Genomic DNA, 19,538 nt, shown 5'->3' on the forward strand with positions numbered 1-19,538 from the left:
GAAACGGCCGTCCCCGCTGCCCCTCGGACGATGGCATCAGCGGCTCGATCCGAGCCCACTGAGCGTCGGTCAGCACTGCAGAACGTGACATGAGTCAACAATCACGGCTCGACCCCGCGTTCTTTAGGAGACACGCCCTAGCTGCCCGGGGCCGTCAGCTCGATGTCGGCGCCGGCCTGGTTCGTCGCCGGGTCGGTCATCGCCGCGAGCGCGGGATCCGACACGATCGCGGCCACGGTGGCCGGGTCGAGGGCTGGCGTGGGGGAGTAGGTCTCGTACAACGCGTAGACGACTCGGCCGCTCTCGGGGTTGATCGACTGCGCCAACACCGTGGATCCGCGCGTGTTGTCGTCGCTGAACGCCTCGGCCGTGCCTGAGGCGAGGATCGTCCCGTCCTCGTCCGTCTCGCACTCGCCGCCGCCCATGGCGGTGTCGGCGATGTCCTCGCAGCTGTCGATGGGCGCGTCGCCGGTGACCTGCACGGTCACCACCAGCACCTGTCGTCCGCTGAGCCTGACCTGCACGCCGACGCTGTCGCTCTCGCCGGCGGCCGAGTAGGAGACGATCCGTTCGGCGCCGACGACCTCGCGGACCACGCCCGCGACCCCGGCCGGGGTGATCGCCTCGAGGGTGGCCGGGTCGCTCGACGAGGGATCGGGATCCGCCGCTTCGTCCGGGGCCGTGTCGTTGCCACAGCCGCCGGTCAGGACGAGCGCAAGCAGCAGGGGAAGGGCGCGACGCGGTCCGGGCATGCCTGAGTGTGCTCCTGACGGGGCGCCGGGGAAAGGACTTCGCCCCACGGAGCACGAGTGGATACGTTTCCGCCATACGCCACCGCCTCACCACCCGGTCCCGGGACGGACGCGACGTCACCTTGCGCCCCCTGTTGCCCCGGGACGCGCCTCGGGTGCAGGAGGCGTGCTCCGATCCCGAGACGGTCAGGTGGCTCGGCAGCGACGTCATCAACGAGCGCCACAGCCTGGAGCACGCCAACGGTTTCATCGAGCGCGCGCTCGCACACGTCGAGGGCGGAGGCTTCATGAGCTGGGCCGTCGCCGACGCGACGACGGACGTGCTGCTGGGGCACATCAGCCTGAGCGGTCGCCACGGCGAGCTGACCGACACGGCGGCGCTCGGCTACTGGGCCCACCCGGAGGCTCGCGGCACGGGGACGACGACCGCCGCAGCAGTCGCTGTCGTCGACGAGGCGCTCACGCCCTTGGCCGATGGGGGAAGTGGACTACGTCGTCTCACCCTTCTCGCAGCTGTGGCAACTGCGGGTCGCAGCGCGTGGCCGAGGCGGCGGGGTTCACGCGCACCGGTAGGACGCGCCAGAGCGACTGGCTGATCGACGGGACGTACACCGACGAGTTCGCCTACGACGTGCTGGCCACTGATCCTCGCTGAGGTGAGCACGTGCCGCTCAGCTCACGTGGCGCTGAGGACGAACTCCTCGATCACGGTCCCGGCCCGAGTGGGTCGGTTGCTGCTCCCCCGAAGCACCAGGTCCCAGCCGTGCCCGATGGGTGCCTCGTGGAAGCGGGCGCCGGTGGCTCGCGCCAGTTGTCGAGCCCTGCCGAACTCCAAAGGGCCGTCGCTGCGTGCGTAGACGACCAACCCGGGTTTCGTGATGTCCGGTGCCAGGTCGATCAGGTTGTCGCCGTCCCAGGCGCTGAGGCCGGACACGTCCACCCAGGCATCCACGCCTGCCCCACGAGCGACGGCTCGCACCGTCTGCGACCCGCCCATCGACGCGCCGATCAGGGTGACCGGCGCGTCTGGGGCTCCGACGTGAGCGAGGACGGCGTCGACCTGGACCTCGATCCGGTGAGTGATGGTGCCGCGGCAGGTGGCGCCGTACCCGCACACGTCCATCGACACGGCGAGCACCCCTCGCGTCGCCAGTCGTGCGGCATAGGGCAACCACCCGCACAGCCCGCCAGTCGTCTGGGGCAGCAACACCGCCACGGCCCGCGGTCGCCCGGTGGGCCGCACCGCGACTGCCGGGATCGTCATGCCGTCGCCCTTGACCGTCAGGTTGTCGAGAGTGGCGTCCGGGGGCGTGCTGCCCGAGCAGCGTTCCGCGATGGTCTCGTGTCCGGACGTCGAGTCGGACGTGGCCTCGGACGTGGCCTCGGACGGGGGCTCTGACGTCGGCGACGGAGCAGGTGCGTCTGCGTCCGTCGAGCCCTCGGCCCCGCACCCGGTCAGCAGCAACGCAGCCGCGAGCAGAAAGCCCAGGCCCTGTCGGAGGTGGCGGCGTTGAGGCATGCCCGGATGCTAGTACGGCAGTAGCCTGCCCCCATGTCTCTCGGGGACCTGCCCACCTCTCCACGGCTGACCTTTCGCCGGATGACGGCCAGCGACCTCGGCGTCATGGCCGATCTTCTCGGCAGTGCCGAGGTGATGCGCTTCTACCCGCGGCCCAAGACCCGCGAAGAGGCGAAGCAGTGGATCGAGTGGACGCTAGAGAACTACGCCCGGGACGGCTTCGGCCTGTGGGTCATCGAGGACGACAGCGGCGAGTTCCTGGGCGACTGCGGGCTGACGTGGCAGGTCGTCGACGGACAGCAGTACCTCGAGATCGGCTATCACGTCGTTCCGCACCGACAGGGTCAGGGCATCGCCACCGAAGGGGCTCGAGCATGTCGGGAGCTTGCGCAGGGCCGCGGCGTCAGGCGGCTCATCGCCATCACCCATCCGGACAACCGTGCCTCCCAACGTGTCGCTGAGAAGACCGGCATGACGCGCGAGAGGTCGACGTGCATCACCACGGCCGTCCCCGTCGTGGTGCACTCCATGACGCTGGACGATCACGCGTTCGGCTAGGCCTTCGGGCTCCAGCGGATGCAGGTCGCGACCTGCCGCAGCGGCATCGTCCGCGTCCCGTGCGCATCGCAGATCTGCTGGAGCAACGCCTGGGACTCCTCGAAGGAGGCGGCTCGCTCGTCCGCCGTCATGGCGATGGCCATGGAGGTCGTGGCCTGGAGGGAGGCCAGGTGGTGCGGGGACACCTCCCACACCCACTCGACCTGGTTGGACTCGAGCTCGTCCGGGTCGAAGTACGACAGCCGCTTGTTCAACCCGTCGGTGCTCGCCTTGCTCTTCCGGTCGTAGTCGTCGGAGTCGGCGGCCAGATCACGTTCCCACGGCTCGACCGGTTCGGCCGCGACGTTCCAGACGATTCCGAGCCAACCACCTGGCTTGAGGACGCGACGCAGCTCCGCGAGGGTGGGGTCCGGGTCGAACCAGTGCCACGCGTCCGCGACCAGGACTGCGTCGAGCGCGTGGTCCTCGACCGGGATGCGGGTCGAGCTGGAGTGATGGAGCCGAGCCGCTGGGTTGTTGGCCCCGAGCACCGCGAGCATCCGCTCGTCAGGCTCGACGGACTCGACCTCCAGGCCGCGGGCGAGCAGCAGCTCGGTGAGCTTCCCGCTTCCGGCACCCACGTCGGCGACCCGAGCCGGGGCGGCGGGCGCGAGCCAGTCCACAGCGGCTGGAGGGTAGGAGGGACGCCACCGGTGGTAGTCCTCGGCGACCTCCCCGAACGTCATTGCACGATCGCTGAGCGTCATGGCCAGCACCCTACGAGGCGGGCCGAGCGCCGTGGCCGCGCTGTGGTGGGATCGGGGCATGACCGCCGATGAGAAGACCCGCCTGCTCTACCTGGTGCGTCACGCCGAGCCCCGCCCGGACGGTTCCGGGCTGACACCAGCTGGCACCGAGCAGGCCGAGCACCTGGGTCGTCGGCTGGCACAGCTGTCAGTGGGCGAGGTCATGCACGGGCCCCTCCCGCGAGCGGCCGAGACCGCGCGGGTCGCAGCCGTTCAGTTCGACCACCCGCCGTCTTTGTCAGAAGCCGACGTGGCGGGCGACTACGTGCCGTCCGTTCCCGCGACTGACGAGGTGCCCTCTGCCTGGGCGGACACCGTCATGTCGACGTTCGCCGACGTCTCTGAGGAGGAGGCGCACGAGGGTGCGGCTCTGGGCTCCCGGGCGATCGAGCGCCTGGCCGGCCCGGCCACCGATGGGCGCAAGCCGGTCGAGATCGTCATCACGCACGCCTTCACGATCAGCTGGCTGGTCCGCGATGCCCTCGACGCGCCGCACTGGCGGTGGTGGGGGCCGATCCAATGCCATGCCGGCCTGACGGTCATCATGTATCCGTTGGACGGGCCACCTTCCGTCATGGTCTCCAACGACGTGACGCACCTGCCGCCGGAGCTCCGCTGGACGGGGTTCCCCGGCCATCTGCGCGTGTGAACCGACCGTCAGGTCAGCGCCCAGACGAGGTGCTCCTCGAGGCGGACCCGCTGCCCGGGTTCGTCGAACATGCCCCTGCGCCCGGGGGGCGGCAGGAAACCGACGACGTCCATCACGTCCCAGTAGGAGTCGCGCTCCACGCCGGTGAGTCGGGAGTACGCCGACGCGAACCGCTGGCCCGTCACGGTGTCGTGGCGCACGGCGAGGTTGGTCGCGCAGTGCGCCACGTCGAGCCACGCTGGTCCCGTCGAGGTCTCCACCCAGTCGACGACGCCGGTGATGGTGTCACCGGACCACAACAGGTTGCGCGGGCTGAAGTCGCGGTGCAGGAAGACCCTTGCGAAGGGCGGCGGATCGGCTGCCAGCACGTCGAACGCGGCTCGCCAGAGCTCCGGGCGTCGTGCCCATGCGGGCACCACCCACTTCGCCGGCCAGGCCCACGACTGGAACTCCCGCGGGGGCGGGATCGCCTCCACGGCGTGGATGGAGGCGAGCAGCGCGGCCATGGCCGTGAGCGCGTCGTCGTCGCAGCGGGACGTGTCGAGTGCCCCGGGCACGAGAGTCATGAGGTGCGCGGGGTGGCTCGTGCTCCGGCCGTCCAGGTCGGTCGCGAGGCTCGCGGGAGCCGGCACGGCCGTCCGCAGGAGCGTCTGCTGCGTGGTGGACTCGCGCGCGACCAGGTCGGGACCATGGGTCCGCCATGGTTGCTGGTCGATGAGCCGCAGGACCGCCGCTACGCCGCTCTCGTCGTGCAGCGCCAGCATCGTCGATGTCATGCCGCCGACCAGTGGCACCGCGTGGGTCACGACGCGGTCGAGGTGCTGCTGGGCCCAGGCGATGGCGTCGGCGTACATCCGGGACAGCATCCCAGCCCTGCGGACGCCACTGGAAGACTGGCCCCGTGAACGACGTCCGACCACCGCGCCCGCACACCAAGCTGACCGAGGACGGTCGCCGGATGCAGGAGGTGCTCACCTACGCCCGACGGGGGAGCCGGTTCACCCCCCAGCAGGCCGAGGGATGGGCGGCGCACCAGGCCGACTGGGTGATCCCGGACGCAGCGGTCGACCGCCCTGACTTCGACCTGGGCAGCTGGTGGGATCGCGAGGCGCCGCTGATCGTCGAGATCGGCTCGGGGATCGGCGAGGCGACCGCCGCGCTGGCTGCCGCGCGGCCCGAGGCGAACATCCTGGCCTTCGAGGTGTGGCTCCCCGGGATCGCCGACTCGTTGTGGCGCGTGGCGCAGGCGGGTGCCGACAACGTCCGCTTCTGCAGCGTCGATGCGGTCTGGTCGCTCGAGCACCTGGTGGAGCCCGACAGCCTGAGCGAGCTGTGGACCTTCTTCCCCGACCCGTGGCACAAGACCAAGCACCACAAGCGCCGACTGGTCACTCCGGCCAACGCAGCCAACCTGGCACGCCGCGTGAAGCCAGGTGGGGTCTGGCGGCTGGCCACCGACTGGGCCGACTATGCCGCGCAGATGGCCGAGGTGCTCGACGCGGAACCCCTGCTCACCGGCGGCCCGGTCGAGCGCTGGGCCGACCGGCCGATCACCCGCTTCGAACGCAAGGGGCTCGAGCGGAACCGCGTGATCACCGACCTCGCCTACACCCGCGTCGACGCCTAGGGCTCACCACCAGGGGAGCGTCAGCGCTCGCCCGTCAGCCTGTTGCGCATCACGGCCTCGCGCTCGAGGCGGGCCGAGTCGCGCTCGCGCCGCGACGCGATGACGGCCGCGAGGAAGTCGTGTGGCTGGGTGCCGCCCGGTGGCGCAGGCGAGACGTAGGTTGCGACGTCTGCGGCGAGGCGGGAGCCGAGATCGTGCCGGGTGCGTGGGTCCAGGGTCTGTGCGCGGCCCAAGTACTGGCGCACCGCCAACGCCAGGCTGGTCGGCAGGCGGGCCATGTCGGCCGACCGGGCCCAGGTGGCGAGGTGGATCGGCATCAACGCCGGGGGCGAGAGCCTCAGTCGGACGCGCTCGCGCACGACGTAGGTCCCGGCTGCGTGATCGCCCAGACGCTTGCCCTTGGCGGAGAGCATCGCCGAGAAGAAAGCGGGTGCGCCCGTGAACGCGTAGACCTCGACGAAGCCGACGAGCGCCCTGACGAACGCGTGCTGGAAGGAGATGGGCCCGGCGTCGTCCCGGACGGTGCGCAGGCCGCAGATCAGCTTGCCGAGCGAGCGGCCCCGGCTCAGCGTCTCGACGGTCGTCGGGATGACGAGGAAGACGGTGATGAGCGTGCCGATGAAGGCGACGTGGGCCAAGGCGCCGTCGGTCTGCAGGACGGCGATGCCGAGGAACAGGATGAACACGACCACCAGCACCAGGGTGACCAGGACATCGATCAGGCCGCTGCCGATGCGCGAGCCGAGGCTCGCCGCGGGCAGGTCGAGCGCGACAGCCTCCCCGGTGACCAGGTCATCGGAGGTGAGGCTGGCGAACGGGGATCCCTGAGCAGACATCGGCACCAGCATAGGCTGGGCGCGTGGACCTCGACGCATACGTGTTAGCTCACGGCGCACAGTGGCGTCGGCTCGAAGAGCTCACCACCCGCCGTCCGCTCAACGGCGCCGAGAACGACGAGCTCGTCGACCTCTACCAACGCGTCGCCACCCACCTCTCGGTCGTGCGCACCTCGGCACCCGACGCCGCGCTGATCTCCTACCTGTCCTCCATCCTGGCCCGGGCCCGACTGCGCACGGTGGGCGCGCGGACCACGACCTGGGGCAGCGTGGGGGAGTTCTTCACCAACCGCTTCCCGGCCGCCCTCTACCGGCTCCGCTGGTGGTGGTTGACCACCATGGCCGTCAACGTCGTCGTCACGGCAGTGATGATGTGGTGGCTCCTCCAGAATCCGGCAGTCGAGCAGAGCCTGCTCTCGCCCGACGAGGTCGACCAGCTAGTCCGCCACGACTTCGAGAACTACTACAGCGAGTACGCCGCCTCGCACTTCGCCGCCCAGGTGTGGATCAACAACGCGTGGGTCACGGCCCTGTGCATCGCCCTCGGAGTCCTGGGTGCCCCGGTCATCTACCTGCTGTTCAACAACATGGCGAACCTCGCCATCATCGGCTCGATCATGATCCGGCACGACCACGCTGCCCACTTCTTCGGCCTGTTGAGCCCCCACGGGCTCCTCGAGCTGACGGCCGTCTTCGTCGCCGGCGGGGTGGGCCTGCGGCTCTTCTGGTCGTGGGTCGCGCCCGGCGACGTCACCCGCGGCCAGTCGATGGCGCGCGAGGGTCGGACGGCGGGGACGGTCGCCCTGGGGCTGGTCGTGGTGCTGTTCGTCAGCGGGATCATCGAGGCCTTCGTGACGCCCTCCGGCCTGCCGACCTGGGCGCGGGTGGGGATCGGCGTCGTTGCCGAGCTGGCGTTCTTCGCCTACGTCTTCGTCTTGGGCCGCAGTGCCGTGGCACGCGGCCACACGGGTGACATCGACGCCGCACTGTTGGAGGCGCGCGTCGCCACCCAGGCCTAGACCCGAAGCGCCCTGAGCGCAAACCCCCGAGGGAAGGCCCGCGGCGGACGGCTCACAGCAGTCCGCGCGCCTTTAGTGCGAGGTAGTGGTCGGCTAACGCCGGCGGCAGCTGGTCGGCGTCGGCGTCCACCACGTGCACGCCCAGCGCCGCCAGGATGTCGCTGGCCCGTCGTCGTTGCTCGACGACGCGGGCAGCAGCCGCGGCGGCGTACACGTCGGACAGCGAATCGCGCTGCCGGGTCATCTCGCCGAGCGCTGGGTCCTGCACCGAGGCGACGACGACCCGGTGGTGCTTGAGCAGCGCCGGGAGCACCGGCAGGAGGCTCTCGATCACCGAGGCGGGCTCCAGGGGAGTCAGGAGCACGACGAGGGCCCGCTGGCGGCCCAGACGGTTGACCTCTCCGGCCAAGGCAGACCAGTCCGCCTCGGCGATCACCGGGTCGAGGTCGGCCATCGCCTCCTGCAGCCGGGCCGCGATGTCCCGCGCACCTGCGGCGCGGACGCGAGCCCGGACCCGACGATCTCCCGCCAGGAAGTCGACACGGTCGCCGGCACGCGCCGCCAGCGCCGCCAGCAGCAGCGTCGCGTCCATCGCCGCGTCCAGGCGCGGGACATCGCCGATCCTGGCGGCCGAGACGCGCGAGGTGTCGAGGACCAGGACGACTCGGCGGTCGCGCTCGGGCTGCCAGGTCCGGACCACCACGTTGCGGTTGCGGGCGCTGGCCCGCCAGTCGATGGACCGCACGTCGTCGCCGCGGACGTATTCGCGCAAGGAGTCGAACTCGGTCCCGGCGCCGCGGATGCGGACGGCAGAGCGGCCGTCGAGGTCACGAAGGCGCGCCAGCCGCGACGGCAGGTGCTTGCGCGACTCGAAGGGCGGAAGGGAGCGCACCGTCCCGGGCACGTCGAGCGTCAGCTGCCGGGCGGCCAGACCGAGGGGGCCGGGAGCGCGTACGGTCACGCCGACTGCGCGAAGGTCGCCTCGTCGGCTGGGACGCAGCGACGTGGTCACGACAGCGCGGCTGCCCGCCGCCAGTCGGAGCTGGTGCCTGTTGTTCTCGGCGCCTGCGCTGGGTTGCCAGGCGTCGCGCAGGACGGCGCGGACCGGCCGCGTGCCCAGATTTCCCACCGTCAGCCGGGACTCGGCCTCGTGGCCCAACCGGGTTGACCCGATGTCGCCACGCTCGATCGTCAGGCTCTGCGGCTTGACGGCCAGGAGCCAGTCGACGACGGTCGCCACCGCGACCAGGAGGAACCACAGCCACACCGTGCTCATGGCAGGCCGCAGCACCACGGGCACCAGCCCGAGGAGGAGCAGCAGTGGGACGCGACCAGTGATGACCATGGTCAGTGTGTGCTCAACGCGGAACCGGGACGGAGTTGAGCGCCGAGGTGAGGACGGCTGCGACGTCCACCCCTTCGAGCTCGGCCTCGGGCCGCAGTCCGAGCCGGTGGACCAACGTGGCGTGGGCGAGGGCCTTGACGTCGTCGGGCGTGACGAAGTCGCGTCCCGTCAGCCACGCCCACGCGCGAGCGGAACGCATGAGCGCCGTCGCACCACGGGGCGAGACCCCGAGTGACAGCGAGGGGGAGTCGCGCGTGGCCCGGGCGATGTCCACGATGTAGCCGGTCACCTCGGGGGAGACCTGGACGGAGCGCACCGCGACCTGACCGGCCTCGATGTCCCGAGGGCCGGCGACCGCCCGCACCCCGGCGGCGCGCACGTCGCGGGGGTCGAAGCCCGCCGCGTGCCGGTTGAGGATCTCCAGCTCGTCATCGCGTCCGGGAAGGGGCAGCACGATCTTGAGCAGGAAGCGGTCGAGCTGGGCCTCCGGGAGGGGGTAGGTGCCTTCGTACTCGACGGGGTTCTGGGTGGCCGCGACCAGGAAGGGGCGCGGCAGCTGTCGCGACACCCCGTCCACCGAGACCTGGCCCTCCTCCATCGCCTCCAGCAACGCCGACTGTGTCTTGGGGGGAGTCCGGTTGATCTCGTCGGCCAGCAGCAGCTGGGTGAACAGGGGCCCCTCGCGGAACGCCAGCTCGCCGGCGCGACCCTCGATCACCATCGACCCGGTGATGTCACCGGGCATCAGGTCGGGCGTGAACTGGACCCGACGGGTCTCGACGTCGAGGGCCCCGGCCAGCGTGCGCACCAGCAGGGTCTTCGCCACCCCGGGCACGCCCTCCATCAGCACGTGGCCGCCGCACAGCAGGGCGACGAGCAGCCCCGAGACGGCGGCGTCCTGGCCCACGACCGCCTTGGCGACCTCGGTGCGGACGGCACCCAGCCGCTCGCGCGCTCCCTCGTGCTCAGCGTGGGTCTCGTGGGGGCTCTGGTCGGTGCTGGTCATGTGCGGCCTACCTCTGTGTCGAGCTCGGCCAACGCGGTGGCCAAGCGGATGAGTTCGTCGTCGGTGCGGGGCGCCGTCGCCCCGTCACCGATCAGGTCGTCTATGTCGGCAGCGGTTCGGTCGAGGCGGGCGCTGACGTCGCGGACGAGGACGTCCACGTCGGACGGGGGCAGCCGCAGGTGGGAGGCCACGCTGTCCCGGGTGGATCGACGCAGCACGTCCGCCGCGTGCTGACGGGCGGAGGCCGAGCGGTAGAGGCGCCCCCGGGCCTCTGTGGTCTCCAGCGAACGGACCGAGACCGGCAGGGGTTCCACCGCGAGCGCGCCCAGTCGCCGGCCCCGCCACCAGATCAAGGCGAGGACAGCGAGCCCGAGCAACCACAGGGCCGGCTTGAGCCAGGGGGGGAGCAGCGAGCGCAGGCTCACCCCGTCGTCACCGACCAGGTCATCGAGGCTGGGGACGTACCAGACGACCCGCGGCTGCTGGCCCAGCAGCCTGAGCGCTGCCGCAGCATTGTCAGCCCGCAGGACCTGGTCGTTCTCCAGGATGCCAGGGGCACCGAGCAGGACCAGGCCCTCGTCGGCGGAGGCGACGAACCAGCCGCCGTCGGATGCGAAGCAACCGGCGTTCGTGGCATACGACGACGCCTCGTCGACCTCGATGTCGATCCCCTCGAAGTCCCCGAGGCCGGTGTCCGTGCAGGCGGCTGTCTGAGTGCCCTCGAGCGAGCTGAAGGCGACGGGTGCCTCGACACCCAGCGCCTCGACGGTCCCGGGAGCTGCCCCCGACACCACCACGGTGCTGTCGCGGGCGGCTTCGAGGAGTCGGTCAGCGGTGCTCTTGCCGAGATTGGAGGCGGACGTGACCAGGACCGTGGTGGCCGGGTCGAGGGTCTGCTCCTCGAGCGCTGCGGCCGAGCGCACGATCTCGACCTCGACACCCTCCTGCTCCAAGACCCGGGCCAGGGCCTGGGCGCCGCGTGCCCCGGGGTTCTCGGGGTCATGGTCGGCACCCGTGCGCGGTCCGCCACTGAGCAGCGCGGCGACGACGATGGCCGCGAGCGTGCCGAGCCCGATGAGCACCATCGAGCGGTTGCGCTCGAACCACCCGCTCATCGTGCCCCCGCGAGCTCGGCGTCGAGGGACAGCAGGAGCTCGGCCTGCTCGCGGGTGGCTGCGCGGTCGCCGTACAACACGAGATCGAAGAGCCGGGCGCCCTCGCTCATGCCATCGGCCTGCTGGGGGTATGCCGCACGCAGCGCCTGCGCGACCTCGTGGGCCGTGGCGCCGGGCGACTCCCCGAGGCCCCCCTGCTCGACCTGGCCGGCGGCAAGAGCGCGGAACGCGTCGACCAGCGCCTCGGAGAAGCGCCCGTCTGCGTGGGCGCGCTCGGCGCGCTCACGCCACTCCGCGGCGCTCATCGATTCGTCGGGGAGGACCGCACCCGTCGCCGAGACCGACCGCGGGGACGCGCGGGCGCGGGTCACGAGCCAGATCAGGGCGAGCACCAGCAACAGGCCGACGGCCATGGCCGCAAACGTGGAGAGGGGAGGGGCCCCCGAGGCCGCGTCGAGCAGGCCGAGGAGAACCCTTCTCAGCCACTCCAGGAAGCGGCGGACGACGTCGTCCTGGTGGTATTCGGGGTCGATGAGCTCGCGGCGCAGCAGGCCGCGCCCCTCCTCCGGCGACGGATCAAGAGGCGGATCGAGGCGGAGGGCCGCCGTCACCATCGGGTCACGACTGGGTGATTCCCGCTCGTTGCATGAGCTCCACGTCGAAGGCCTCCTTGCGCATCCTCAGGTCGACGTACTGCAGGGTCGCCACCGAGGTCGTGAAGGGGGCCACGAACGCTGCCGTGATCACTGAGGTCAGCGCCTGACTCACCACGAGGAGGTAGACGCCCGCCTCGCCCGGGAGGCCGCCGAGCAGGAGTCCCTGGCCCACGATGCTGACGGGGGCAGCCAGCATGGAGCCGGCGACCTGGGCGATGACGAAGGTCAGCAGGGCGATGCCGAAGGTCCGCCAGAAGGCCCTACCCGTGAGGTGGTAGCCGCGCCCGAGCGCGCCGAAGACGCCGACGTCCTCGAGCATCAGCACCGGCACGGGCAGGTAGTAGAGGCGGACCCAGAACCAGACCAGGAAGGCAAGGAACGCCGGGATGCTCACCAGGGCGTAGAGGACCGGCAGCTCCCAGGAGTCGGCGGCCATCGTGACCGGGATCCAGCTCAGGAGGTAGACCGTGATGATCATCGTGGTGGCCGCTCCGAGCATGAAGGTGAGGCCGATGAGGCGCCAGCGCTTCCCCCGGGTCGCCGCCCACGCCTCGCCGAGGGACATCTTGCGACCCATGACCGCGGCCGCCACCACGTGCGCGATCATGCCGGCGACCAGGATCAGCCCCAGGCTCTGCAGCAGAACACCCAGTCCGAGAGCTCCGAAGACCCCGAGGAAGCCCGCCACGTCCGCGGACGTGGCCGCGGCTCCGGCGTCGCCCGACGAGCTGGAGGTCAGGTCGCCGGTCATCGACAGGTCCATGACCGATCCGAGCACGGCCGTGATCACGACGGGGATCGCCATGGCCACGGAAGCCACCAGCACGGCGGAGCCGACGGTGGCCCGTGGGTTGAACCGGATGATCTTGAACGCTGCGTCATACATGTCGCCCAGCGACAGCGGCCGGAGCGGGATCGCGCCCGGCTTGTGGGCAGCACCGGCGTATGCCGCAGGACGGAACGACGACGCGGGGGCCTGATGGGGGGCTGGCTCGTCCGGCCGGCGCGGTCGCCTGTGCGCTGCGTAGGGGTCGTAGGGGCGCGGCGGGGCCTGCAGTGGGTCCTGGAGGGGGGCCTGGATGGGAGCCGTCGGCTCAGGTGCGGTCTCGCCTGCCGGGCCGTGCGGGCCCGGAGGCGGGCTCTGCCACCCCGGTGGTGGGTGATGCTCGGACACTGGATTCCCCGTTCGCTGAAGTCGGCGCAATCCTGTCAGGTCGCCCCGGGTCGTGGACCACCCGCAGGCAATAATGAGTGCGCACGGGCGCCCCCGATGCCCCCGATCGGTCCGATTTGGCGCGTACGGCGATCTCTGCCAAGATAGTCCGGTTGCTCCGGCGAGTCGTCTGTTCGCGGCTGGCGGAGTGTGGCAGCACTTGACTACTGAATCGCGTCTCCGAAGATCGATTGAGTCTGTTGCGTGTTTCCGCACCCGGCCATGTTGACGAGTAGGAGACCCGATCAGCCCGACGAACCCGTCGGGTGCCCCCCACAACACATCGAGATCCTGGTCTCGTGTCGTGCGAAAACCACACGACACGCCCGACCGCGGGGGTCGGTGGTGGGAGGCGGATGCACGGGCGGTACGGACTCACCCGAGGACGTGTCGTGAACCAGACCAGAACGCGGTACGACCCCCCGGGGCGTACGAGATCGATAAGGACGAGAGAGACCTATGGCGGGACAGAAGATCCGCATCAGGCTCAAGGCCTATGACCACGAGGTGATCGACACCTCGGCGCGCAAGATCGTGGACACCGTCACCCGCACGGGTGCCAAGGTCGCCGGCCCCGTGCCGCTGCCGACCGAGAAGAACGTGTTCTGCGTCATCCGCTCGCCCCACAAGTACAAAGACTCACGCGAGCACTTCGAGATGCGTACCCACAAGCGTCTCATCGACATCATCGACCCCACGCCGAAGACCGTCGACTCGCTGATGCGCCTCGACCTGCCTGCCGGTGTCGACATCGAGATCAAGCTCTGAGGTTGATATGAGCACTCTGGAACGCAATGTGAAGGGCCTGCTGGGCACCAAGCTCGGCATGACCCAATTCTGGGACGAGAACAACAAGATCGTCCCCGTGACCGTGATCGCGGCTGCGACCAACGTCGTGACCCAGGTCCGTCAGCCCGAGATCGATGGCTACAACGCCATCCAGGTCGGGTTCGGCGAGATCGAGGCACGCAAGGTCAACAAGCCCGACGCCGGACACTTCGCCAAGGCCGGCGTGACCCCACGCCGCCACGTCGTGGAGATCCGCACCGCTGACGCCGCGTCCTACACCATCGGTCAGGAGCTCAGCCCAGAGCTGTTCGCTGCCGGTGAGGAGATCGACGTGACCGGCACCAGCAAGGGCAAGGGCTTCGCCGGTGTCATGAAGCGCCACGGTTTCCACGGTGTCGGTGCCTCGCACGGTGCCCACCGCAACCACCGCAAGCCGGGCTCCATCGGCGCCTGCGCCACGCCTGGTCGCGTGTTCAAGGGCACGCGCATGGCCGGCCGCATGGGTAACGACACCGTCACCACCCAGAACGTCACGGTCCACGCCATCGACGCCGAGCGCGGCCTGATCATGCTCAAGGGCGCCGTACCCGGCCCCAAGGGTGGTCTCGTGGTCCTCCGCTCGGCCGCCAAGAAGACGGAGGCCTGATCATGGCTAGCAACAACGTCAAGGTCGTCCCCGTCGACCTGCCGGCCGCCATCTTCGACGTCGAGGTCAACATCCCGTTGATCCACCAGGTCGTCGTCGCTCAGCAGGCCGCAGCTCGTCAGGGCACCCACTCCACCAAGCGTCGCGGCGAAGTCCGCGGTGGTGGCCGCAAGCCCTACAAGCAGAAGGGCACCGGTCGCGCCCGTCAGGGCTCGACCCGCGCTCCCCAGTTCGTCGGTGGTGGCGTCGTCCACGGCCCCAAGCCGCGCGACTACAGCGAGCGGACCCCCAAGAAGATGAAGGCCGCCGCCCTGCGCGGTGCCCTCTCCGACCGGGCCCGCAGCGAGCGCATCCACGTCGTCGACGGGCTGATCTCCGGCGACAAGCCGTCCACCAGGACTGCCCTGGCCGCGTTGACCACCCTGAGCGACCGAGTTCGCTTCCTGGTGGTCCTCGAGCGCAGCGACACCATCACGTGGCTCTCGCTGCGCAACGCTCCGCAGGTGCACCTCGTGGCTGTCGACCAGCTCAACACCTACGACGTGCTCGCCTGCGACGACCTCGTCTTCACCCAGGGCGCCTACGACGCCTTCGTGAGCGGCTCCGCCAAGACGGCCAATGCCCGCCAGGGCGCCGTCGTCGAGGCCCCGGCCGCCGACGAGGTCGAGACGCCTGCCGAGAAGCCGGTCAAGGCTGCCAAGGCCGAGAAGCCTGCGAAGGCCGAGAAGCCCGCGAAGGCCGAGAAGCCCGCCAAGGCCGAGAAGGTCGAGGTCGAGGCTGAGAAGGCCGAGACCGACGCCGAGGTCGACGTCGAGACCACTGAGGAGGACGACAAGTGAGCACCCTGCACAAGGACCACCGCGACATCCTGATCGCGCCGGTCGTCTCCGAGAAGAGCTACAGCCTCCTCGACGCCAACAAGTACACCTTCATTGTCCGTCCGGACGCCAACAAGACCGAGATCAAGATTGCGGTCGAGAAGGTCTTCAACGTCAAGGTGACCTCGGTCAACACGATCAACCGCCAGGGCAAGACGCGTCGTACGCGCACCGGCCTCGGCAAGCGTGCCAACACCAAGCGCGCCATCGTCAGCCTCGCTGAGGGTCACCGCATCGACATCTTCGGAGGTCCGGTCTCCTGACCGGGCTTGCTGATTAGGAACTGATTATGGCTATCCGCAAGTACAAGCCGACCACCCCGGGCCGTCGTGGCTCCTCGGTGGCCGACTTCGTCGAGATCACTCGGACCACGCCCGAGAAGTCGCTGACGCGTCCGCTTCCCAAGAAGGGCGGCCGCAACAACCAGGGCCGGATCACCACCCGGCACCAGGGTGGCGGTCACAAGCGCGCCTACCGCATCATCGACTTCCGTCGCTACGACAAGGACGGCGTGCCGGCAAAGGTCGCTCACATCGAGTACGACCCCAACCGCACCGCCCGCATCGCGCTCCTGCACTACGCCGACGGCGAGAAGCGCTACATCGTGGCCCCCAAGGGCCTCGAGCAGGGCACGCCCGTCGAGTCCGGTCCCAACGCCGACATCAAGCCCGGCAACAACCTGCCGCTGCGCAACATCCCGGTCGGTACCACCATCCACTGCGTGGAGCTTCGTCCCGGGGGCGGCGCCAAGATCGCCCGCTCGGCCGGTAACTCCGCCCAGCTGGTGGCCCGTGAGGGCAGCCGCGCCACGCTGCGCATGCCTTCGGGCGAGATGCGCTTCGTCGACGTGCGTTGCCGTGCCACGGTGGGCGAGGTCGGCAACGCCGAGCAGTCCAACATCAACTGGGGCAAGGCCGGCCGCATGCGCTGGAAGGGCAAGCGCCCGACCGTCCGTGGTGTCGTCATGAACCCGGTCGACCACCCGCACGGTGGTGGCGAGGGCAAGACGTCCGGTGGTCGCCACCCGGTCTCGCCCTGGGGCCAGAAGGAAGGCCGTACGCGCAAGCGCAAGGCCTCCGACTCCCAGATCATCCGTCGTCGCAAGTCCGGCAAGGGTAGGAAGTAACCGACATGCCTCGCAGCCTGAAGAAGGGCCCCTTCATCGACGACCACCTTCAGAAGAAGGTGGACGCCGAGAACGCGAAGGGCAGCCACAACGTCATCAAGACCTGGTCACGCCGGTCGATGATCGTGCCCGACATGATCGGTCACACCATCGCCGTGCACGACGGTCGCAAGCACGTCCCCGTGTTCGTCACCGACTCGATGGTCGGTCACAAGCTCGGTGAGTTCGCACCGACGCGCACCTACAAGGGTCACGTCAAGGAAGACCGGAAGGGGAAGCGTCGATGAGTGTCACCGAGCGCCGGCGCACCAGTGCCCGCCGCGAGACCCTGCTGGGCGACCAGCCCGGGGCCTACGCGTGTGCCCGCTACGTGCGCATCACCCCCATGAAGGCCCGCCGTGTCGTCGACATGGTCCGTGGTCGCCGCGTCGACGAGGCCCTCGCGCTGCTGCAGTTCGCACCGCAGGCCGCCTCCGAGACCGTCTACAAGGTGCTGGAGAGCGCGATCGCCAACGCCGAGACCACCGAGGGCCTGGCCGTTGCCGACCTCGTCGTCTCGGTCGCCATGGTCGATGAGGGCCCGACGATGAAGCGTTGGCGTCCGCGTGCGCAGGGTCGTGCGACCCGCATCAACAAGCGCACCAGCCACATCACGCTGGTCGTGCAGCCGGCCGAGGTCGCTGCCGCCAAGAAGAACACCAGCGCCAACAAGAACGGAAGGGGTGCCTGATGGGTCAGAAGATCAATCCGAATGGCTTCCGCCTGGGCATCTCGACCGACCACAAGAGCCGTTGGTACGCCGACAAGCTCTACAAGTCCTACGTCGGCGAGGACGTCGCGATCCGCAGGTTGCTCTCCAAGGGCATGGAGCGGGCCGGCATCTCCAAGGTCGAGATCGAGCGCACCCGTGACCGTGTGCGAGTCGACATCCACACCGCGCGTCCCGGCATCGTCATCGGTCGCCGTGGCGCCGAGGCCGACCGCATCCGTGGCGAGCTCGAGAAGCTCACCGGCAAGCAGGTCCAGCTCAACATCCTCGAGGTCAAGAACCCCGAGGTCGACGCCCAGCTCGTCGCCCAGGGAGTTGCCGAGCAGCTCTCAGGTCGCGTGCAGTTCCGTCGCGCGATGAAGAAGGCCATGCAGACCTCGATGCGCTCGGGTGCCAAGGGCATCCGGATCCAGTGCTCGGGTCGTCTCAACGGCGCCGAGATGTCGCGTACCGAGTTCTACCGCGAGGGACGCGTCCCGCTGCACACGCTGCGCGCCGACATCGACTACGGCTTCTACGAGGCCAAGACGACCTTCGGTCGCATCGGCGTGAAGGTCTGGATCTACAAGGGTGAGGTTGCCGGCACACGTGCCGAGCGCCAGGCGCAGGCTGCTGCTCGCGCCGGTGCTCCTGGTCGTGGCGGTGCTGGTGGGGCTGGTGGCGCCGGTGGCGCCGGCCGTCCGACTCGTGGCGGAGAGCGCCCGAGCCGCGGCACCCGTACCGACCGTCCTGCTCGCACCGACGCGCCTGCTGAGGCTGCTGCTCCGGCGGCGACCGAGGCCCCGGCCGCCGAGGCAGCTGCGACCGCAGGACAGGAGGGCTGAGACCATGTTGATGCCCCGTCGTGTCAAGCACCGCAAGCAGCACCACCCCAAGCGGACGGGTGCGGCCAAGGGCGGCACCAAGCTCGCATTCGGTGACTATGGCATCCAGGCGATCGAGGGTCACTACGTGACCAACCGACAGATCGAGTCGGCTCGTATCGCCATGACCCGTCACATCAAGCGAGGCGGAAAGGTCTGGATCAACATCTACCCGGACCGCCCGCTGACCAAGAAGCCCGCCGAGACCCGCATGGGTTCCGGTAAGGGTTCGCCCGAGTGGTGGGTCGCCAACGTCAAGCCCGGCCGCGTCATGTTCGAACTTTCCGGTATCGACGAGGAGACCGCTCGTGAGGCCATGCGCCGCGCGATGCACAAGCTCCCCATGAAGTGCCGGTTCATTTCCCGCGAGGCAGGTGAATTCTGATGAGCAACAAGCTGAATGCCTTCGAGCTCGACGAGCTCAACGCTGTCGACCTCGAGTCGAAGCTTCGTGAGGCCAAGGAAGAGCTGTTCAACCTCCGCTTCCAGGCGGCCACCGGCCAGCTGGAGAGCAACGGCCGGCTCCGTACGGTCAAGAAGGACATCGCCCGGATCTACACCGTGGTGCGTGAGCGCGAGCTCGGCATCCGCAGCACCCCGGGTAGCACTGAAACTGAAGAGGCCAGCGCATGAGCGAGACCACCGAAACCACCCAGGACGCGCAGCGCAACCAGCGCAAGACCCGCGAGGGTCTGGTCGTCAGCGACAAGATGGACAAGACCGTCGTCGTCGTCGTCGAGGACCGCGTCAAGCACGCCCTGTACGGCAAGGTCCTGCGCAAGACCTCGCGGCTCAAGGCCCACGACGAGCAGAACCAGTGCGGCATCGGCGACCGGGTCCTGATCATGGAGACCCGCCCGCTCTCGGCCACCAAGCGCTGGCGCCTCGTCGAGATCCTCGAGAAGGCCAAGTGACCTGAGGCCGACCGCCTCGAGCTCCAACTTCCACCATTCCGTTCGGCCAGGCTCGCGATCCAGTGAGACCGCGAGAACCAGCTCGACAACCAGGAGAAACCAATGATCCAGCAGGAGTCGCGACTCAAGGTCGCCGACAACACCGGTGCAAAGGAAATCCTCTGCATCCGTGTTCTCGGTGGCTCGGGACGTCGCTACGCCGGCATCGGTGACGTCATCGTCGCCACCGTCAAGGACGCGATCCCCGGTGGCAACGTCAAGAAGGGCGACGTCGTCAAGGCCGTGGTCGTACGCACCGTCAAGGAGCGTCGGCGTGCAGACGGTTCCTACATCCGCTTCGACGAGAACGCCGCCGTGATCCTCAAGGCCGACGGGGAGCCCCGCGGCACCCGCATCTTCGGCCCCGTGGGTCGCGAGCTGCGCGAGAAGCGATTCATGAAGATCATCTCGCTCGCCCCCGAGGTGTTGTGAGA

At 69.5% G+C, this 19,538-nt stretch carries 26 protein-coding genes and 1 pseudogene; 17 read left to right on the top strand and 10 right to left on the bottom strand.

The features are described from left to right. Positions 1 to 137 precede the first annotated feature (137 nt). Complete coding sequence (locus VNJ48_RS00005) at positions 138 to 752, bottom strand: hypothetical protein (RefSeq protein WP_325597843.1); 615 nt, start codon at positions 750 to 752, stop codon at positions 138 to 140. Between the two features lie 122 nt (positions 753 to 874). On the opposite strand from VNJ48_RS00005, the gene VNJ48_RS00010 reads away from it, so the two are divergent. Further along, positions 875 to 1,348, top strand: coding sequence for a GNAT family N-acetyltransferase (locus tag VNJ48_RS00010; protein WP_325597845.1), 474 nt, complete (start codon positions 875 to 877; stop codon positions 1,346 to 1,348). 80 nt (positions 1,349 to 1,428) lie between these two features. Here the strand turns inward: VNJ48_RS00010 and VNJ48_RS00015 are convergent, their stop codons facing one another. Beyond that, the gene (locus VNJ48_RS00015; RefSeq protein WP_325597847.1) at positions 1,429 to 2,271 is read right to left on the bottom strand and encodes a hypothetical protein; all 843 of its coding nucleotides are present in this window, start codon (positions 2,269 to 2,271) and stop codon (positions 1,429 to 1,431) included. A 33-nt stretch (positions 2,272 to 2,304) separates the two neighbouring features. On the opposite strand from VNJ48_RS00015, the gene VNJ48_RS00020 reads away from it, so the two are divergent. Continuing rightward, on the top strand, positions 2,305 to 2,829 hold the full coding sequence (locus VNJ48_RS00020) for a GNAT family N-acetyltransferase (protein WP_325597849.1): 525 nt from the start codon (positions 2,305 to 2,307) through the stop codon (positions 2,827 to 2,829). Here VNJ48_RS00020 and VNJ48_RS00025 read toward each other — a convergent pair. Further along, the gene (locus tag VNJ48_RS00025) at positions 2,826 to 3,575 is read right to left on the bottom strand and encodes a class I SAM-dependent methyltransferase (protein WP_325597851.1); all 750 of its coding nucleotides are present in this window, start codon (positions 3,573 to 3,575) and stop codon (positions 2,826 to 2,828) included. The two genes, VNJ48_RS00020 and VNJ48_RS00025, sit on opposite strands and share 4 nt — an antisense overlap. On the opposite strand from VNJ48_RS00025, the gene VNJ48_RS00030 reads away from it, so the two are divergent. Then, positions 3,574 to 4,263 carry a histidine phosphatase family protein gene (locus VNJ48_RS00030; protein WP_325597853.1) on the top strand — a complete coding sequence of 230 codons (690 nt, stop codon included), beginning with the start codon at positions 3,574 to 3,576 and terminating at the stop codon, positions 4,261 to 4,263. The genes VNJ48_RS00025 and VNJ48_RS00030 overlap by 2 nt on opposite strands. Before the next feature lie 8 nt (positions 4,264 to 4,271). Here the strand turns inward: VNJ48_RS00030 and VNJ48_RS00035 are convergent, their stop codons facing one another. Beyond that, on the bottom strand, positions 4,272 to 5,117 hold the full coding sequence (locus VNJ48_RS00035) for an aminoglycoside phosphotransferase family protein (protein WP_325597855.1): 846 nt from the start codon (positions 5,115 to 5,117) through the stop codon (positions 4,272 to 4,274). 47 nt (positions 5,118 to 5,164) lie between these two features. Between VNJ48_RS00035 and trmB the strand changes: the two genes are divergently transcribed. Next, positions 5,165 to 5,890, top strand: a complete 726-nt coding sequence (trmB, locus tag VNJ48_RS00040) for a tRNA (guanine(46)-N(7))-methyltransferase TrmB (protein ID WP_325597857.1) — start codon at positions 5,165 to 5,167, stop codon at positions 5,888 to 5,890. Positions 5,891 to 5,910: 20 nt separating this feature from the next. Here trmB and VNJ48_RS00045 read toward each other — a convergent pair whose 3' ends face one another. Continuing rightward, positions 5,911 to 6,726 (bottom strand): RDD family protein, encoded by an 816-nt coding sequence (locus VNJ48_RS00045; RefSeq protein WP_325597859.1) that lies wholly within the window; start codon positions 6,724 to 6,726, stop codon positions 5,911 to 5,913. 23 nt (positions 6,727 to 6,749) lie between these two features. On the opposite strand from VNJ48_RS00045, the gene VNJ48_RS00050 reads away from it, so the two are divergent. Continuing rightward, entirely contained in the window at positions 6,750 to 7,745 is a 996-nt protein-coding gene (locus tag VNJ48_RS00050) for a stage II sporulation protein M (protein WP_325597861.1), read from the top strand. Positions 7,746 to 7,797: 52 nt separating this feature from the next. Here VNJ48_RS00050 and VNJ48_RS00055 read toward each other — a convergent pair whose 3' ends face one another. From VNJ48_RS00055 to VNJ48_RS00075, 5 genes are read right to left on the bottom strand one after another with little or no spacing between them, the layout of a single operon-like run. Then, on the bottom strand, positions 7,798 to 9,090 hold the full coding sequence (locus VNJ48_RS00055; RefSeq protein ID WP_325597863.1) for a DUF58 domain-containing protein: 1,293 nt from the start codon (positions 9,088 to 9,090) through the stop codon (positions 7,798 to 7,800). A 13-nt stretch (positions 9,091 to 9,103) separates the two neighbouring features. Then, positions 9,104 to 10,096: a MoxR family ATPase gene (locus VNJ48_RS00060; RefSeq protein ID WP_325597865.1), complete on the bottom strand. Its 993-nt coding sequence runs from the start codon at positions 10,094 to 10,096 to the stop codon at positions 9,104 to 9,106. Continuing rightward, a complete protein-coding gene (locus tag VNJ48_RS00065) occupies positions 10,093 to 11,211 on the bottom strand; it encodes a DUF4350 domain-containing protein (RefSeq protein WP_325597867.1) in 1,119 nt (372 codons plus the stop codon). Before VNJ48_RS00065 ends, VNJ48_RS00060 begins: the two co-directional genes overlap by 4 nt. Continuing rightward, entirely contained in the window at positions 11,208 to 11,825 is a 618-nt protein-coding gene (locus tag VNJ48_RS00070) for a DUF4129 domain-containing protein (RefSeq protein ID WP_325597869.1), read from the bottom strand. The genes VNJ48_RS00065 and VNJ48_RS00070 overlap by 4 nt, the downstream gene beginning before the upstream one ends. Positions 11,826 to 11,829: 4 nt before the next feature. Continuing rightward, positions 11,830 to 13,041, bottom strand: coding sequence for a hypothetical protein (locus VNJ48_RS00075; RefSeq protein WP_325597871.1), 1,212 nt, complete (start codon positions 13,039 to 13,041; stop codon positions 11,830 to 11,832). Positions 13,042 to 13,539: 498 nt separating this feature from the next. Between VNJ48_RS00075 and rpsJ the strand changes: the two genes are divergently transcribed. The 12 genes and pseudogenes from rpsJ (at position 13,540) to rplN (ending at position 19,536) form a co-directional block, all read left to right on the top strand. Next, the gene (rpsJ, locus tag VNJ48_RS00080; protein ID WP_007078637.1) at positions 13,540 to 13,848 is read left to right on the top strand and encodes a 30S ribosomal protein S10; all 309 of its coding nucleotides are present in this window, start codon (positions 13,540 to 13,542) and stop codon (positions 13,846 to 13,848) included. 7 nt (positions 13,849 to 13,855) lie between these two features. Next, complete coding sequence (gene rplC / locus VNJ48_RS00085; protein WP_325597873.1) at positions 13,856 to 14,515, top strand: 50S ribosomal protein L3; 660 nt, start codon at positions 13,856 to 13,858, stop codon at positions 14,513 to 14,515. A 2-nt stretch (positions 14,516 to 14,517) separates the two neighbouring features. Further along, positions 14,518 to 15,159, top strand: a pseudogene (gene rplD, locus VNJ48_RS00090) (50S ribosomal protein L4); the annotation flags it as partial. A gap of 191 nt (positions 15,160 to 15,350) precedes the next feature. Further along, on the top strand, positions 15,351 to 15,656 hold the full coding sequence (rplW, locus tag VNJ48_RS00095; RefSeq protein ID WP_010831710.1) for a 50S ribosomal protein L23: 306 nt from the start codon (positions 15,351 to 15,353) through the stop codon (positions 15,654 to 15,656). A 26-nt stretch (positions 15,657 to 15,682) separates the two neighbouring features. Further along, complete coding sequence (gene rplB / locus VNJ48_RS00100) at positions 15,683 to 16,519, top strand: 50S ribosomal protein L2 (protein ID WP_325597876.1); 837 nt, start codon at positions 15,683 to 15,685, stop codon at positions 16,517 to 16,519. Positions 16,520 to 16,524: 5 nt separating this feature from the next. Further along, entirely contained in the window at positions 16,525 to 16,806 is a 282-nt protein-coding gene (gene rpsS / locus VNJ48_RS00105; protein ID WP_056887117.1) for a 30S ribosomal protein S19, read from the top strand. Further along, a complete protein-coding gene (gene rplV, locus VNJ48_RS00110) occupies positions 16,803 to 17,249 on the top strand; it encodes a 50S ribosomal protein L22 (RefSeq protein ID WP_325597878.1) in 447 nt (148 codons plus the stop codon). Before rpsS ends, rplV begins: the two co-directional genes overlap by 4 nt. Continuing rightward, entirely contained in the window at positions 17,249 to 18,112 is an 864-nt protein-coding gene (gene rpsC, locus VNJ48_RS00115) for a 30S ribosomal protein S3 (protein WP_325597880.1), read from the top strand. The genes rplV and rpsC overlap by 1 nt, the downstream gene beginning before the upstream one ends. A gap of 4 nt (positions 18,113 to 18,116) precedes the next feature. Continuing rightward, on the top strand, positions 18,117 to 18,536 hold the full coding sequence (rplP, locus tag VNJ48_RS00120) for a 50S ribosomal protein L16 (protein WP_325597882.1): 420 nt from the start codon (positions 18,117 to 18,119) through the stop codon (positions 18,534 to 18,536). Further along, positions 18,536 to 18,784, top strand: a complete 249-nt coding sequence (gene rpmC, locus VNJ48_RS00125) for a 50S ribosomal protein L29 (protein ID WP_325597884.1) — start codon at positions 18,536 to 18,538, stop codon at positions 18,782 to 18,784. The genes rplP and rpmC overlap by 1 nt, the downstream gene beginning before the upstream one ends. Then, on the top strand, positions 18,781 to 19,065 hold the full coding sequence (gene rpsQ, locus VNJ48_RS00130; RefSeq protein ID WP_325597886.1) for a 30S ribosomal protein S17: 285 nt from the start codon (positions 18,781 to 18,783) through the stop codon (positions 19,063 to 19,065). The genes rpmC and rpsQ overlap by 4 nt, the downstream gene beginning before the upstream one ends. Positions 19,066 to 19,167: 102 nt before the next feature. Then, positions 19,168 to 19,536, top strand: coding sequence for a 50S ribosomal protein L14 (gene rplN / locus VNJ48_RS00135; protein WP_201938339.1), 369 nt, complete (start codon positions 19,168 to 19,170; stop codon positions 19,534 to 19,536). The last annotated feature ends 2 nt before the right edge of the window (positions 19,537 to 19,538 follow it).

Source organism: Nocardioides sp., assembly GCF_035576065.1.
Taxonomy (GTDB): Bacteria; Actinomycetota; Actinomycetes; order Propionibacteriales; family Nocardioidaceae; genus Nocardioides.

Coding starts and splice junctions, on each gene's coding strand:
- rplB (WP_325597876.1), top strand. CDS start 15,683: ATGGCTATCCGCAAGTACAAGCCGACCACCCCGGGCCGTCGTGGCTCC.
- VNJ48_RS00055 (WP_325597863.1), bottom strand. CDS start 9,090: ATGGTCATCACTGGTCGCGTCCCACTGCTGCTCCTCCTCGGGCTGGTG.
- rpsC (WP_325597880.1), top strand. CDS start 17,249: ATGGGTCAGAAGATCAATCCGAATGGCTTCCGCCTGGGCATCTCGACC.
- rplV (WP_325597878.1), top strand. CDS start 16,803: ATGAGTGTCACCGAGCGCCGGCGCACCAGTGCCCGCCGCGAGACCCTG.
- VNJ48_RS00070 (WP_325597869.1), bottom strand. CDS start 11,825: ATGGTGACGGCGGCCCTCCGCCTCGATCCGCCTCTTGATCCGTCGCCG.
- rplN (WP_201938339.1), top strand. CDS start 19,168: ATGATCCAGCAGGAGTCGCGACTCAAGGTCGCCGACAACACCGGTGCA.
- VNJ48_RS00035 (WP_325597855.1), bottom strand. CDS start 5,117: ATGTACGCCGACGCCATCGCCTGGGCCCAGCAGCACCTCGACCGCGTC.
- rpsQ (WP_325597886.1), top strand. CDS start 18,781: ATGAGCGAGACCACCGAAACCACCCAGGACGCGCAGCGCAACCAGCGC.
- VNJ48_RS00060 (WP_325597865.1), bottom strand. CDS start 10,096: ATGACCAGCACCGACCAGAGCCCCCACGAGACCCACGCTGAGCACGAG.
- rplP (WP_325597882.1), top strand. CDS start 18,117: ATGTTGATGCCCCGTCGTGTCAAGCACCGCAAGCAGCACCACCCCAAG.
- VNJ48_RS00020 (WP_325597849.1), top strand. CDS start 2,305: ATGTCTCTCGGGGACCTGCCCACCTCTCCACGGCTGACCTTTCGCCGG.
- VNJ48_RS00030 (WP_325597853.1), top strand. CDS start 3,574: ATGGCCAGCACCCTACGAGGCGGGCCGAGCGCCGTGGCCGCGCTGTGG.
- rpsS (WP_056887117.1), top strand. CDS start 16,525: ATGCCTCGCAGCCTGAAGAAGGGCCCCTTCATCGACGACCACCTTCAG.
- rplC (WP_325597873.1), top strand. CDS start 13,856: ATGAGCACTCTGGAACGCAATGTGAAGGGCCTGCTGGGCACCAAGCTC.
- rpmC (WP_325597884.1), top strand. CDS start 18,536: ATGAGCAACAAGCTGAATGCCTTCGAGCTCGACGAGCTCAACGCTGTC.
- VNJ48_RS00005 (WP_325597843.1), bottom strand. CDS start 752: ATGCCCGGACCGCGTCGCGCCCTTCCCCTGCTGCTTGCGCTCGTCCTG.
- VNJ48_RS00025 (WP_325597851.1), bottom strand. CDS start 3,575: ATGACGCTCAGCGATCGTGCAATGACGTTCGGGGAGGTCGCCGAGGAC.
- rpsJ (WP_007078637.1), top strand. CDS start 13,540: ATGGCGGGACAGAAGATCCGCATCAGGCTCAAGGCCTATGACCACGAG.
- VNJ48_RS00015 (WP_325597847.1), bottom strand. CDS start 2,271: ATGCCTCAACGCCGCCACCTCCGACAGGGCCTGGGCTTTCTGCTCGCG.
- VNJ48_RS00045 (WP_325597859.1), bottom strand. CDS start 6,726: ATGTCTGCTCAGGGATCCCCGTTCGCCAGCCTCACCTCCGATGACCTG.
- VNJ48_RS00065 (WP_325597867.1), bottom strand. CDS start 11,211: ATGAGCGGGTGGTTCGAGCGCAACCGCTCGATGGTGCTCATCGGGCTC.